Origin of the sequence: Winogradskyella sediminis (genome assembly GCF_003387355.1) — a bacterium.
Classification (GTDB): Bacteria; Bacteroidota; Bacteroidia; order Flavobacteriales; family Flavobacteriaceae; genus Winogradskyella; species Winogradskyella sediminis.
Window position 1 is genome coordinate 60,852 of record NZ_QUNH01000001.1, and the last position, 15,023, is coordinate 75,874.

At 33.1% G+C, this 15,023-nt stretch carries 14 protein-coding genes; 4 read left to right on the top strand and 10 right to left on the bottom strand.

The window, feature by feature from the left end; translation table 11 throughout:
* The first annotated feature begins 13 nt into the window (after positions 1 to 13).
* Both nadE and C8N41_RS00290 read left to right on the top strand, forming a co-directional pair.
* Positions 14 to 802, top strand: a complete 789-nt coding sequence (gene nadE / locus C8N41_RS00285; RefSeq protein WP_115837670.1) for an NAD(+) synthase — start codon at positions 14 to 16, stop codon at positions 800 to 802.
* Positions 803 to 941: 139 nt separating this feature from the next.
* Positions 942 to 1,571, top strand: coding sequence for a response regulator (locus tag C8N41_RS00290; protein ID WP_115837672.1), 630 nt, complete (start codon positions 942 to 944; stop codon positions 1,569 to 1,571).
* Between the two features lie 9 nt (positions 1,572 to 1,580).
* Here the strand turns inward: C8N41_RS00290 and dnaG are convergent, their stop codons facing one another.
* The gene (gene dnaG, locus C8N41_RS00295) at positions 1,581 to 3,545 is read right to left on the bottom strand and encodes a DNA primase (protein ID WP_115837674.1); all 1,965 of its coding nucleotides are present in this window, start codon (positions 3,543 to 3,545) and stop codon (positions 1,581 to 1,583) included.
* A 164-nt stretch (positions 3,546 to 3,709) separates the two neighbouring features.
* Here dnaG and C8N41_RS00300 point away from each other — a divergent pair, with 164 nt between their 5' ends.
* Positions 3,710 to 4,036 carry a DMT family transporter gene (locus C8N41_RS00300; RefSeq protein ID WP_115837676.1) on the top strand — a complete coding sequence of 109 codons (327 nt, stop codon included), beginning with the start codon at positions 3,710 to 3,712 and terminating at the stop codon, positions 4,034 to 4,036.
* A gap of 77 nt (positions 4,037 to 4,113) precedes the next feature.
* On the opposite strand, the gene C8N41_RS00305 is transcribed toward C8N41_RS00300, so the two are convergent.
* From C8N41_RS00305 to C8N41_RS00320, 4 genes are all read right to left on the bottom strand, one after another.
* Positions 4,114 to 5,226 (bottom strand): hypothetical protein, encoded by a 1,113-nt coding sequence (locus tag C8N41_RS00305; protein WP_115838745.1) that lies wholly within the window; start codon positions 5,224 to 5,226, stop codon positions 4,114 to 4,116.
* A 79-nt stretch (positions 5,227 to 5,305) separates the two neighbouring features.
* Positions 5,306 to 6,097: a hypothetical protein gene (locus C8N41_RS00310; protein ID WP_092446662.1), complete on the bottom strand. Its 792-nt coding sequence runs from the start codon at positions 6,095 to 6,097 to the stop codon at positions 5,306 to 5,308.
* Entirely contained in the window at positions 6,084 to 6,647 is a 564-nt protein-coding gene (locus tag C8N41_RS00315) for an RNA polymerase sigma factor (protein WP_092446661.1), read from the bottom strand. Before C8N41_RS00315 ends, C8N41_RS00310 begins: the two co-directional genes overlap by 14 nt.
* 326 nt (positions 6,648 to 6,973) lie before the next feature.
* Positions 6,974 to 7,951, bottom strand: a complete 978-nt coding sequence (locus C8N41_RS00320) for a polyprenyl synthetase family protein (RefSeq protein ID WP_092446660.1) — start codon at positions 7,949 to 7,951, stop codon at positions 6,974 to 6,976.
* 133 nt (positions 7,952 to 8,084) lie between these two features.
* Between C8N41_RS00320 and C8N41_RS00325 the strand changes: the two genes are divergently transcribed.
* A complete protein-coding gene (locus C8N41_RS00325) occupies positions 8,085 to 9,137 on the top strand; it encodes a T9SS type A sorting domain-containing protein (RefSeq protein ID WP_115837678.1) in 1,053 nt (350 codons plus the stop codon).
* Between the two features lie 76 nt (positions 9,138 to 9,213).
* On the opposite strand, the gene rlmN is transcribed toward C8N41_RS00325, so the two are convergent.
* From rlmN to C8N41_RS00350, 5 genes are all read right to left on the bottom strand, one after another.
* Positions 9,214 to 10,254 (bottom strand): 23S rRNA (adenine(2503)-C(2))-methyltransferase RlmN, encoded by a 1,041-nt coding sequence (gene rlmN / locus C8N41_RS00330; protein ID WP_115837680.1) that lies wholly within the window; start codon positions 10,252 to 10,254, stop codon positions 9,214 to 9,216.
* 91 nt (positions 10,255 to 10,345) lie between these two features.
* Positions 10,346 to 11,395: a tRNA preQ1(34) S-adenosylmethionine ribosyltransferase-isomerase QueA gene (gene queA, locus C8N41_RS00335; RefSeq protein ID WP_092446657.1), complete on the bottom strand. Its 1,050-nt coding sequence runs from the start codon at positions 11,393 to 11,395 to the stop codon at positions 10,346 to 10,348.
* A gap of 71 nt (positions 11,396 to 11,466) precedes the next feature.
* Positions 11,467 to 12,693, bottom strand: a complete 1,227-nt coding sequence (locus tag C8N41_RS00340; protein ID WP_092446656.1) for a 3-phosphoshikimate 1-carboxyvinyltransferase — start codon at positions 12,691 to 12,693, stop codon at positions 11,467 to 11,469.
* Between the two features lie 31 nt (positions 12,694 to 12,724).
* Positions 12,725 to 13,051: a nucleotide pyrophosphohydrolase gene (locus C8N41_RS00345; protein ID WP_115837682.1), complete on the bottom strand. Its 327-nt coding sequence runs from the start codon at positions 13,049 to 13,051 to the stop codon at positions 12,725 to 12,727.
* Between the two features lie 2 nt (positions 13,052 to 13,053).
* Complete coding sequence (locus tag C8N41_RS00350; protein WP_115837684.1) at positions 13,054 to 15,006, bottom strand: transglutaminase domain-containing protein; 1,953 nt, start codon at positions 15,004 to 15,006, stop codon at positions 13,054 to 13,056.
* Positions 15,007 to 15,023: the final 17 nt, after the last annotated feature.

Consider the following 15,023-nt stretch of genomic DNA (forward strand, 5'->3'; position numbering starts at 1 on the left):
AAAATTAAAAATTATGCAAACCGAAAACGTAGTAAATCACATTGTAGATTGGTTAAAAGATTATGCTAACAAAGCAAAAGTTAATGGTTTTGTAGTAGGTATCTCTGGAGGAATTGATTCTGCTGTAACTTCTACACTTTGTGCCAAAACAGGTTTAGATGTCCTCTGTATAGAAATGCCAATTCACCAAGCTCCGAGTCATGTTACAAGAGCTCAAGAACATATTTCATCTTTAAAGCAGCGGTTTGCTAATGTTAAAGATACGGTTGTAAACTTAACACCTGTATTTGAAGAATTTAAAACCGAAGTCAGTTTAGAAGGGCCTCAAGCTACTGTAGATATGGCATTAGCCAACACACGAGCACGATTAAGAATGACAACGCTGTATTATCATGCAGGGCTTTTAGGACTCTTAGTTGCTGGTACAGGAAATAAAGTTGAAGATTTTGGAGTTGGTTTTTATACCAAATACGGAGATGGTGGTGTTGATTTAAGCCCAATTGCAGACTTAATGAAATCTGAAGTTTACATGTTAGGCAAGTCCCTAGATGTACCAGAATCTATAATTAAAGCTGCACCAAGCGATGGTTTATTTGGAGATGCTCGTAGTGATGAAGATCAAATCGGAGCGTCTTACCCAGAATTAGAGTGGGCAATGAATGTCACTGACGAAGGAAAAATAGCAACAGATTTTGAAGGTAGAAAACGTGAAGTTCTTGAAATTTATTTACGATATAATTCATCTAATAAGCATAAAATGAACCCTATTCCAGTTTGCGAAATCCCTAAAAATTTAAAATAATTATTGCGTTTTATTAAATAAAATTACTAATTTATTTAATTTTTAACTACTTTTACTCAATAATTCCCCACAACCTTTTTGATAATAGCATATTTTAAAGTAATTATGAACCCTAACCAGATACCAAAATATAATTATCATGATACACATTCTGATTGTAGATAGCCATCCTATTGTAAGAAAAGGATTAGAGCTATTTCTAAACAGTAAACCAGATTTAAAAGTGATTGGTAGTTTAGGTAGTGGAATTGAGATATTTGAATTTGTAAGACGTCACAAAGTCGATGTTATAATATCTGAAGTCGATTTACCAGAACTCAATGGAATAACTGCACTAAGAGCTATTAAAAAGGAGAACAAATCTGTTAACGTTTTAATGTTTAGTCACCAACCTGAAGAAATTTACGCAATAAGCACAATTAAGGCAGGCGCTTCTGGCTACTTAAATAAAGAGGCCGATGTTGAGGAAATTGAAACCGCAATTCGAAAAATTTCTGCAGGAGAAATATCCCTAAGTGAAAAAATGGATAAACATTTTCGTTATGAAGACACGCGAAAAAGTAGAAGCCGTATGTTCAAAAAGCTTTCCACTAGAGAAATTGAAGTTTTAAAACTATTATCAATTGGACGTAAGAATAAAGAAATAGCTCAAGAATTAGACATAAACGAAAAAACGGTTAGTACGTATAAAGCCAGACTATTTAAGAAGCTAAACGTCACTAATATTGTTGACTTAATTCACCAAGCAAAACATCACAACCTTACATAAGCCTTAGTTTTAACCAACCACCTTACCTAGCTTACGAGATAGCAGCATCTTTAAACCAACATAATCTTTTACATCCTCTATTATTGAGCGTGTGTCTGCATTAGCGTTTAAAGTTTCATTCTTATATTCTGCAACCTTCTTATCAATTAAGTGGCATCGTAAGCTTAAAATGGTCTGACTAACCAATTGAGATATAGATTGATCTTTTTCTTTCGGAATAATTTGATTGCGTTCCCAATCGTGGAGATTATAGCGTTCATCCTCCATTAGAATACTAGTAACCGTACTTGCCGATTCTTGATCGAGTTGATTGATAAAGTTTTTTGTTGAAAAACTTTCATCTTGATTTAATTTTTCAATAATGGAATAATAAAGCACTTTGAATTGTGGGTTAGTAAATTGCATCTCATCTTCTTGAAGATCTAAATACACTTTTTCAAACACTCGTGTTTCATGTTTTGTAGGTTCTAAAATGAGCTCACCCGACTTCTCATCTTCTTGTAAAATTAAGTCTTCAAACTGTTCCGTTCGATCACCATAGAGCATTAATATTTCAATAATTTTTCGCTCTAATTCATATTGAACATCAATTTTTCGTTTGGCTTGTGGTTCATTCTTAACCACCTGAAACGCTTGCTGTTCTTGCACATGTGCCTTACTCGCCTCTTGTACATCCTTTTTATTTATTTGTGCCAACGTACTAAACAGTACACTTTCACTGATATCCATAATGCGAGCACATTCTTGAATGTAGATTTCTCGTTTAATCTGATCTGGTATTTTAGCGATGCTATTTACAATTTCGCGAATAGTTTCTGCCTTTTTTATAGGATCATTATTTGCTTCCTTAACCAATAGCGAAGCTTTAAACTGAATAAAATCTTTAGCATTATCTTCAAGATATGCCGTGAGTTCTTCTAAGGTGTTTGATCTTGAAAAACTATCTGGATCTTCACCATCTGGAAATGTACAGATTTTAACATTAACACCTTGCTCTAAGATTAAATCGATACCACGAATCGAAGCTCTAATTCCGGCTGCATCACCATCAAAAAGCACCGTAATATTATTTGTTAAACGATTAATTAAACGTATTTGATCTGGTGACAATGCTGTACCAGAAGATGAAACCACATTGGTAATTCCGGTTTGATGAAACTGAATAACATCTGTATACCCTTCAACTAAATAACAATTATCTTCCTTAGCGATACTTTGCTTAGCATGATATAATCCATATAAAATTTTACTTTTATGGTAGATTTCGCTTTCTGGTGAATTTAGATATTTTGCAGCTTTTTTATCATTGACTAATATACGACCACCAAATCCTAAAATACGACCACTCATACTATGAATAGGAAACATAACCCTACCCTTAAACCTATCGAAACGTTTTTCTCCTTTTACAATGGTTAAGCCTGTTTGTTCTAAAAACTCTAGCTTATATGCCTTACGCAAGGCATCATCTGTAAACGCTTGCCATTCATCTAAAGAGTATCCCAACTCAAATTTCTTAATAGTTTCTTCAGTAAAACCACGTTCTTTAAAGTAACTTAACCCTATGGCTTTTCCCTGGTCGGTTTTATGGAGGATTTTTTGAAAATACGAATTAGCATACTCACTAACCAAATACAAACTTTCTCGCGTATCGGCTTGCGCTTTTTCTTCATCTGTACGCTCAGTCTCCTCGATTTCTATATTGTACTTTTTAGCCAAATATTTTATGGCTTCAGGGTATGTAAAATGCTCGTGCTCCATTAAAAATGTAACAGCATTTCCACCTTTTCCGCTAGAAAAATCTTTCCAGATTTGTTTCACAGGAGACACCATAAAACTAGGAGAACGTTCTTCACTAAAAGGACTTAAACCTTTAAAATTACTTCCCGATTTTTTAAGTTGTACAAAATCGCCTATCACCTCTTCTACGCGAGCGGTTTCAAAGACTTGAGCTATGGAGTTTTGTGAGATCAATGTATGGATTTTTGCAAGTTTGTAAAGTTAAGACAAATTAGCATTATCGAAAAATAGAAGCTAGTTTTTTAGATTCAAAAATTTGAATTTCTCATTTAAAAGAAAGACCTTAGATTATCTATATTGCAACGCTTTTCTCATAATCATTGAAATATAAAAATTAAATGAATTGGATTTTATTAATTATTGCCGGATTATTTGAAGTTGCCTTTGCTACCTGCCTAGGTAAAGCCAAAGCAGCTACTGGAATTGAGACCACCTATTGGTATATAGGATTCTTAGCTTGCTTAAGTATTAGTATGCTTCTGCTTGTTAAAGCAACGCAAGAATTACCAATAGGAACGGCTTATGCTGTTTGGACCGGAATTGGTGCTGTAGGAACGGTTCTGGTCGGTGTTTTTGTCTTTAAAGAACCTGCCACGTTTTGGAGATTGTTTTTTATTTCGACATTAATAATTTCAATTGTTGGACTAAAAGTAGTTTCTCACTAAAAGAAAAAAGGCTTCAATCCTTTACAGATGAAAAGCCTTTTAACACTCAAAAATTGATTAATTAATTGATTGATGAATTAGTCCATATCAAATCGAAGTCCGACTGAAATATTATTTTGATCCACAACCTGATTTTTAAACAACGGATTTAAATCGTATTTTACATATAAAGCCACATCTCCTAAAGCAAAATATCCACTTAAACCATATACAAATTCACTGACCTCAAATTGATCGCGTTGCTTCTCTTTTTCACGCTCCCCATCTTCTTTATATTTTATTTTTTGCATGCTTCCTATATTTAAACCTGCATATCCACCTATTCCTATTTTTAATTGTTTGTAAGTCGAATATCTAAAATAATCTTCTCGATCCACCTTTTTAGAAGGTCCAAATTCAAGATGCATCGGAATCACAAGGTTGGTGGCTCTAAACTTTATTTTATCGGCATCTAAACGGTATTCTTCTAATGAGATATCTCCATCAGTATTGACTAAATAATTATTGTCTTTAAGCTTTAACTTGTTCCATTGAAACGAGAAACCGTATTTTAACCTCCAGAAATTAGTATTTTCAAAAATTCTTGTTTTCCATGCATAACCCAATTCTATGAATCCTGAACCACCTAATTTATATGGAGAATCTTCTAAATCCTGACCATCGATTAAGGTATTATTAAATCCAAATGCAAAAACAATATCTGTCGTTGTGCGCCTGTCATATTTTCTAGGTTTATCACTAGACTTTTCACCAAAATAAATAAAGCTTTCATTAGTGTCATCATCGCTACCTCCTATTCTAAACACAAACCCATCATCATCGCCTGTCTCTGTTTGCTTGTATTGGTAAGCTTCATATCCATTTCGCTCTAATAGTGCTATTTGTTTATTTATGATTTCAATTCGGTTTTCAATGTTAAGTGCTGCTTTTTTTGCTGCTTCTTTTTTTAAGTTTTCAGCTTCTTCTGCTGTAATTTCTTTATCGTCTAGTTGTTTATTTATTTTAGAAATCTTCAACTTTAAAATACCCCTTTCTTCTTCTTCAACCTTATTCTTATCTTTTTCTAAAAGACTAATTTTATAATTTACCTTTTCATATTTAATGGAATCTAATTCCTTGGTTTGAGCCTGCACTGTAACCAATGCTAAGGATACCATAAAATACACTACTAATTTTGTAATTGTGTTCATAACTGTTCGTTTTTTGATGGATTGATTATTGATGTTTGATTTGATTAGCGTTATAATCAAAATAATTAGATTTCTTATTTTAATGATTACGATCTGCGACCGCTGTTTTTACAGTTTCATAACTCTCCTTTAAGGCTTCGAATACACGACTTCTGAATGATTGTCCCATTTCGTCTTCAACACTCATTAATAAAGCATTAGCATCTACGGTTTGAATCAATTCGTTTTTTAAATTGTCTTTAAAAAGTTCTTTACTAGCAATTTTTAATAAAGAATCGATTTCTTTATCACTAACAGTTGTACTCTCTAACTTTATCTTCTGTACAGCTTCTGCCACTGCAATTTTTAATCTTGCCTCTTCCAAAAGACCTTGCACTTCATTATTAAGAATGGCCTCTTGAGTTGTATTTATACTCTTTTCCTCAACAGGTATCGATTGTATGGCCAATTGATTGTCTGGCTCTGTTTTTTTATAAATAGATTTTTGAGTCTCTACATTTTTAGATGTTTTAAATAATGGTACTACATCTTTATCCTTTTGCCCCTTGTGATCTTCTTTTGCAAGCTCAATAGATTCTTTTTGAGAAGGCTCTATTTGTTTATTTTTTAAAGGCACTGTAATCTTATCGTCTTCAACGATTTCTGGCAATACTGTTTCAGAAGGACTTGTACCAAGAAACTGTGTTGTAAGTGCTATCATAATTAATAAGCCTGCCGCAATTCTTAACCACCAAAAGATTGTTTTTTTCGATCGATTATCATCAGCATCATCTAATCGCTTAGATAGTTTAGACCAACTATCTGTAGATGGTGACAAGGTTCTATTTTCTAACTTGTCTTTTATATTTTCTTCAAACTTAATTGGTGCCATAACTACTGTTATTTAATTCTATTAATTTTTTCTGAAGCATTTGTCTTGCTTTAAATAGCTGTGATTTAGAAGTACCTTGAGAAATTTTTAATAACTCAGCAATTTCATGGTGCTTATACCCTTCTATCGCATACATAACAAAAACCATTCTGTAACCTTCAGGTAAACTATCTATAAGTTGCTGTATTTCTGCTACCTGAATATTACTGTCAATATTGTTAGACGAATCTCCATCTAGATAGTTTTCGTCTCCTGCAAATTCAATATTTTTATGTTTTCTAAGAAATGAAATAGCTTCTCTCACCATAATGCGTCTTATCCAACCTTCAAAACTACCTTCATTTTTAAACGAGTTTAAATATTTAAAGACTTTAAAGAAACCATTCAACATAACTTCTTCAGCTTGGTGTACATCCTTTATATAATACCTACAAATACTCAACATTTTTGGCGCATGTAACTCGTACAACACATGCTGTGCATCACGATTTTGTTTCGCTGCGCGCTGTATAAGTTTCGTTTCGTTTTTATGAAGTTGAATAACTTTCATGGCTTAGTTTAAATTCTGACTACGTACAGATGCCTTTCTATTTATAAAGACGCAAATTAGTTTACAAAGGTTGCCTAAGGCATTAAATAAAAAACAACAAATATATAACAAGCTGATTGTCATTAATTTAATTCGTGTTTTTTTTTTATAAAAAAATAAAAAGGAAATATTTCTACGGATAAGTTACAGAAATGTGATTGATATATAAGGACAGACAACAGTATTAAAATGGTTTATTAAGAATACTCATTTTATTTAATGTTCTACTACTCTACTCATTATCATAACAAAGTAGGTAAGAACAAAAAGAAATTAATAGAACTCAGTTATTTTTTTCTATCAATAACGTAATCTACCATTAATTTAAGAGAAGCTTTGTATGGAGATTCTGGATAGGTTGCCAATATACTTAAGGCATCTTCCTGAAATGTTTTCATCTTAGAAACCGCATAATCCAATCCTCCATTAGCTTTTACAAAGGCAATAACTTCTTTTACTCGTTTTTTGTCTTTGTTATGATTTTTAACAGAATTAATTAGCCAGGATTTTTCTTTTTTAGTACAATTATTTAGTACATATATTAAAGGAAGTGTCATCTTTTGCTCCTTAATATCTATACCAGTTGGTTTTCCGATAGCTTCCTTTCCATAATCGAACAAATCATCTTTAATTTGAAATGCCATTCCTATTAACTCGCCAAATTTTCGCATCGTTTCTACTTCTGGCGAATTAGGTTTTACAGAAGCCGCACCTAAACTACAGCAAGCAGCAATTAAAGTCGCTGTTTTCTGACGAATGATTTCGTAATAAACCGTTTCATCAATATCAAGCTGTCTCGCTTTTTCTATTTGAAGTAATTCACCTTCACTCATTTCGCGAACAGCGACAGAGATAATTTTCAGTAAATCGAAATCGTTATTGTCTATAGAAAGTAATAAGCCTTTTGAAAGCAAAAAATCACCAATAAGGACAGCAATTTTATTTTTCCATAAAGCATTTATAGAAAAAAAACCGCGTCTTCTATTACTATCATCTACAACATCATCATGTACTAATGTCGCCGTATGAATGAGCTCAATAACCGAAGCACCTCTATAAGTCCGTTCGCTAACTTCACCATTATTCATCATTTTTGCAACCAAAAACACAAACATAGGTCTCATCTGTTTTCCTTTACGGTTTACAATGTAATGAGTAATTCTATTGAGAAGCGCCACCTTACTCGCCATAGAAAGTTGAAACTTTTGTTCAAAAAGATCCATTTCATAGGCAATTGGAAGTTTTATTTGTTCGGTTATTTTCATTTTGAATTTAAAACTTTGCGAATTTACAAATTCTAATACTAATTATTCACAAAACGGGAATTATAGAATTTTAACTTTTACTACTCGGATTAATTTGTAACTTTATCCCTACTAATTAAAAAACCAAAAACACATGAAAAAAATTACATTTTTACTTTTTGCTTTAATAGCAATTTCATTTAACACTGAAGCATTTGGACAGTGTGGAGTAGATACCGCCGAAGGTCCATATACAAATTTCAACACTTCATTTGGTGGTGCACCTTGTGACGCTGGCTCTGGTTCTCCAACTAACGAACTTCCTTTTGCTGCTTGGGCAGATGAAGCTTACCTCATGGACAACGTAGTACTAGGTTACACATACACGTTTAGCCTTTGTAACGGTGATGGCGCAGGATCTTGGACACCTAGTTTTACAATCATTGCTCCTTCTGGAGCTGTTGATGCAACAGGTTTAGATGATGGCTCTACTTGTGCCTTAACTTGGACAGCAACCGAGGAAGGTACTTATATTATCGTTATTTCTGAAGAAGGAGTCGCTTGTGGTACTTCTACAAATAACGGTACTGATAATGGTTTTCCTGCTATAACTGGTACAGATGGTGAAACTTGTCCTGTTTGTGAAGAACTCTTTCCACCTTCTTGTACTACTGTAGTTTCACCAGCAGACAACGCTATAAATGTTGTTTCTGAAGAAAACATTACTGATGGTATCATTAGTAGAGAAGTTTTATTATCATGGGATCCTGTAGATGGAGCAGATGGTTATGCTGTTAGCTTTGGTGGTAATGTCTTGGGAGAAACAGCTGGCACACAAATAACTCTTTATGGATTAGATTTTGAGACTACTTACACTTGGAGTATCTTACCTATAAATTGTGCTGGAACAGCTACATCATGTGCTACATGGACATTTACTACAGACTCTGCATTATCAATAACGGATAATGAATTGGAAGAATTTAGCGTGTATCCTAATCCAACTTCTGGTATTTTAGACATTAAGTCTACTCAAGATATTGATAAGGTTGAAGTATTTAATTTACTTGGTCAAAATGTAGCAAGTTTTACTGAAAATACTATTATTGATTCTTCAATTAACTTATCTGAATTATCAAATGGACTTTACTTAGTAAAGATTACTTCTGGAGATAAAACTCAAACCTTAAGAGTTACTAAAGAATAATATTATATTCAAACAGAAAAAAGCGGCAATTGCCGCTTTTTTTTATGTCTAAAATCTAAATGATTTTTAATTTAAATTAACTTTTATTAGCCAATTGCCCACAAGCGGCATCTATATCTTTTCCTCTACTACGTCTTACGGTTACAGTGATATTATTAGCCTCTAGTACTGAAACATACATATCTATGGCTTTTGAGTTGGCTTGTTGAAATTCACCATCATCGATTGGGTTATATTCAATGAGGTTCACTTTGCTTGGTGCAAATTTGCAAAACTCAACTAAGGCTTCTGCATCTTTACGTTTATCGTTAATAGTATCCCAAACAACATACTCATAAGTAATTCTATTTTTTGTTGCAGCGTACCAGTATTGCAAAGCCTCTCTTAAATCAATTAACGGAAATGTAGCGTTAAATGGCATTATAGACGTACGAATCTCATCTATCGCAGAATGTAGTGAAACGGCTAACTTAAATTTCACCTTATCATCCGCCATTTTCTTAATCATTTTTGGCACTCCAGAGGTTGATACCACAATTCGTTTTGGTGACATGCCTAAACCCTCTGGTGATGTAATTTTATCAATAGCCTTAAGCACATTATTATAGTTCATTAAGGGCTCTCCCATTCCCATAAACACAATATTACTCAACGGTCTGTTATGGTATAATCTACTCTCATTATCTATAGCGACGACTTGATCGTATATTTCATCTGGATTAAGATTTCGCATACGTTTTAATCGTGATGTTGCACAAAACCTACAATCTAAACTACAACCCACCTGAGAGGACACACAGGCCGTTGTTCTCGTTGCTGTTGGTATCAATACAGACTCTACAATTAAATCGTCGTGTAAACGCACTGCATTTTTAATTGTACCATCAGCACTACGTTGCATCTGATCTACCTTAATATGATTAATTACAAAGTTATCTTCTAGCATTTGTCGGGTTTCAATAGATATGTTTGTCATATCTTCAAAACTATATGCAGACTTCTGCCATAACCACTCATATACTTGGTTGCCTCTAAATGCTTTATCTCCTTGCTTTACAAAGAAATCTCTGAGTTGATCTTTTGTTAAAGCTCTTATATCTTTCTTTTTTACTTCCATGATATGCAAAAGTACTTAAATGAATCTGGTTTTCTATTAAAATAAAAAAGCCTCAATGAAGAGACTTTTTTAAATTTTATAATTTTTACGCTTAGATGATTAACATGGCATCACCATAAGAATAGAATTTATACTTTTCTTTTACAGCTTCTTCATATGCTCTCTTAATAAAATCGTGACCAGCGAAAGCTGACGTCATCATTAATAATGTTGACTTTGGAGTATGAAAGTTAGTAATCATACAATTAGCAATACTAAAATCATAAGGAGGAAAAATAAACTTATTGGTCCATCCTTCAAATTCATTCAATCTTCCATTAGATGATACTGAGCTCTCAATAGTACGCATTGAAGTCGTACCTACTGCACAAACACGCTTCTTGTTTTCTATGGCTTCATTTACAGTATCAGCAGCTGTTTGTTTAATAATAATTTCTTCGCTATCCATTTTGTGTTTAGATAAATCTTCAACCTCAACAGGGTTAAAAGTCCCCAAACCAACATGTAAAGTGACTTCCGCCGTTTTAACTCCTTTTATTTCTAAACGTTTTAATAAATGCTTAGAAAAATGTAAACCAGCTGTTGGTGCCGCAACAGCACCTTCATTCTTAGCATAAATTGTTTGGTAACGCTCTTCATCTTCTGGCTCCACCTCTCTATTGATATATTTAGGTAAAGGTGTTTCTCCAAGTTGTGTTAATTTTGTTCTAAAATCAGCATAAGAACCGTCGTATAAGAAACGTAACGTTCTACCTCTAGAAGTAGTGTTATCTATAACTTCTGCAACTAAGGTTTCATCGTCACCAAAATATAATTTATTACCTATTCTGATTTTACGAGCAGGATCAACCAATACATCCCAAAGACGTTGGTCTTGGTTTAACTCACGTAACAAAAACACTTCAATACGTGCGCCTGTTTTTTCTTTATTACCAAATAAACGCGCAGGAAACACTTTGGTATCATTCATTATCATCACATCACCTTCATCGAAATAATCAATAATATCTTTAAATTGTTTGTGTTCAATAGTTTGTTCTGCTCTATTAAGCACCATCAATCTGGATTCATCTCTATGTTCTGCAGGATGTTCGGCTAATAATTCGTCTGGAAGCTCAAAATTAAAGTGTGATAATTTCATGTATGTAATTTATTTTTTTTGGAATTGCAAATATACAATCTCGAGATAGGCGTTGTCAAGTAAATATGGGTTTATTTTAAATTGAACCCAATGGCCTTAAAATCTTCCCAAAATTGAGGATAAGATTTACTCACCACGTCAGCATTCTCAATCACCAATGGAACTTTTAATCCTAAAGGAGCAAAAGCCATAGCCATTCTGTGATCGTTATAAGTTGCGATTTTTACATCAGTATTGATTTTTGTTGAAGCCTTTACATATAATGACTGGTTAGTAATAAGTACTTCTGCACCTAATTTTTCTAATTCGGTTTTTAGAGCCACCAAACGGTCAGTTTCCTTAATTTTGAGCGTATGTAAGCCTACCATAGTGCATTCTACACCTAGACCAAACGCTGTTACCGCAACAGTTTGTGCAATATCTGGAGCATTTTTTAGATCTAAATCAATACTTAAATTTAAATCACAATTAGCTGTTTTTTTTAACGTCATAGACTCTGCTTCAAACGAGGTGTACACTCCGAATTTTTCATAAATATCAGATAATACAGAATCTCCCTGTAAACTCTTTTCTTTGTATGACGAGATAGTAATTTCCGTACCTATATCACTTAGAGCTATGATGCTGTAAAAATATGACGCAGAGGACCAATCGGACTCAACAGTTACAGTCTGTGCTTTAACTTCTGTGACGTTAGGTTTTACGATAATAGTATTCCCCTCAAAGCTCGTTGTTATGCCTATATTATTGAGTAAGCTTAAAGTCATGTTGATATAAGGTACAGATGTAATTTTTCCTATTAACGTTAACTCTAATCCGTTTTGCAGTTTAGACGCAATTAATAATAACGCCGAAATATACTGACTGCTCACATTTGCTTCTAAGGCCACCTTAAAAGCTGTTAACGTTTTACCTTTTATTTGAAGTGGAGGAAAACCATCGTTTTCTAAATAGGTAATGTCTGCACCCAACGTTTCTAAAGCATCGACTAATATTTTAATCGGACGCTCTTTCATACGAGTAGACCCTGTTATTATTGTATCTCTACCTTGTTGAGTAGAAAAATATGCCGTTAGAAAACGCATTGCTGTACCAGCATGATGAATATCTATCAATTGTTCTTTGGATTCCAATGCTTTTTGCATTAAAACAGAATCGTCTGAATTAGATATGTTATTAATACTGATTTGTGGGAACAAAGCCTGAAGCAACAATAAGCGATTAGACTCACTTTTTGATCCCGTAATTTGAATCTCCTGTCGATTATGCAATTTTGATTTTTGGATACTAATGTCCATAACGATGCTTAAAATAAAATGAATGACAAATCTACTTTAATTTATCATTACTATGGTGTCTGTTATGATCTCGTTTGGTTTTTTTATCCATCTTTTTATCAAATGCAGCTTGTAAGTCTATACCTGTTTGATTAGCCAAACACAATACAACAAACATCACATCAGAAAGCTCTTCACCCAAATCTTTATCTTTATCACTCTCTTTTTCGCTTTGCTCTCCGTAACGTCTGGCAATAATTCTGGCCACCTCCCCTACTTCTTCGGTTAATTGAGCCATGTTTGTAAGTTCATTAAAATACCGTACTCCATGTTCTTTAATCCAATCATCAACTTCCTTCTGCGCGTTTTTAATATTCATTTTTACACTTTTGTTAATACGATTTGTTCTGCTTGCTTTTCTACAATTCTACTGTAGAATGCTTTAAACGCTTTGTAATCTTCTGGCAAAATTAATGGATTCTCAATATCTAATTGAGCTTTTAGCTGTAAATAATTTCCATTTTGTTGTACCAAATAGGTAAATGTTACGCTAGAATTCTTAAATTCTAATCCTTCAGACTTAGGTAACGACTCTACTGTATAACCTTCTGGCAACATTATATTCACCATATATTTATCGGTGTAAGGAATTACAAAATCTATTGGATACTCACGTTCTTCTAGTTTAAAAGGGTTTTCTTTGATTCCTAAAAATAGTAATGGAGAAAAATAGAGTTTATCACCTACTTCATCAATTCCATCAGATAATTCATATTGGTAACTTACTTTTATAGGTTGTGTAATATCATCTGTGTTCTCAACATTTAATTCACTAATTTCAATATCACCTTTATCTTTTTCAAGAGATTTAATATGATCCTCGGTCGTTAAAACTGCATATCTATTTCTATGAGAATAAGCCACATAATCTGTAAGATGTTGTGCTACTTTTCCGGAAACAGAAAAATCGTCGTTAATAGCAACATTAAGCATAGAAGACTCTACTGATTTTTTCTTTGGCTGAATAGGAATCCATCGCGAAGTTTTATTATCTTCAAGTAATCTCCCTTGCCAATTTAACACACGGTGTGGTAATACGTTGTTAGTACTATACTCTTCAGTAGCATCTATTAACAAGTATGCATCTCCTTTTTGAACACTACAGATGACATAATTAAATCCTTCGCGTGTTGGAAAAAGTGGAATCCCATTATTTCTTGTGCTTACTAATACTGGGTTTGCATTTACACCCTGAGAACGTAGCATGGAAACCAACATTAAATTAATATCGGCGTCATTTCCTTCTCCATCTTTATATGCGTTTCTAATTCCTTTTTGAGCATATTTACCATATCCACCATTCCATTTCACTTTAGATTTTACCAACTTTTCTGCAGCAAAGGCTTTTTCAAAATCATCTTCAAGACCTACCATTGCAGCTTCTAAATCATCTTTATAAATACTAAATCTCGATAATTGTCCACCAAAATTATCACTATCATAAATGGTTTTTGATACGGCTTCCCAAGTCGTTGAATAAGTCTTATTAACAGATTTCATGTTATTTAATGTCGCTGTTAACTCCATAGCCATTTTACTTCTGTAATTATTGACACTACCTGCATAAGCCTCTGATCTAATGGCAGGTATATTTTCTTCGTTAATCCTAAGTATATTAATCTTATAATTGAACGGTGTTCTAATATTTATATACGTTTCATTGATTATTGGCATAAACTTGGCTCTAAAATTAGGCTGTTTATTGTAAACGTAATACTCTGGTGTTGCAACTCTTACATATAGCTTATTGATTGGCACACTAAATTGAAAAATAATGTCATCAATATTAATACTTGGTGAAGTAACAGTATATTGATATTCTATGACGGTCCCTTCCTTAACATTAGGTAGAGTAAACGAATTAATTTTTGTGAATTCACTATAATCTTCTTCAAATTTACCATCACTTTTCAGCTTATCTTTTTGAATTTTTCCATCTTCAAGATTATAAGAGAAAGCTTTTAAACCTTTTACCTTCTCTTTTTGTCCTGTTCCTTGGTACAAAAAGATTTTTTTAGTAGCCCAATCGAAACCATCTTTGTTATATATTTTAATGCGTTGATGCACTTTGCGCTGTTGTATAAATCCTTCATTTGAAGAGAAAAAGAAACTTATATCTTCATTACGATATAATATCGCTGCGGAAGTAGCCGAATCTTTAGGATGATATTTTTCTTGAAGTTCGGCTTTTGAAATTTTACCGAAATCATAATCTTGAGCACTTAGAACATTAAAACATAAGGCTATGAAGAGTGTAAATAGTAGATTTTTCATTAAATATATGATTATTA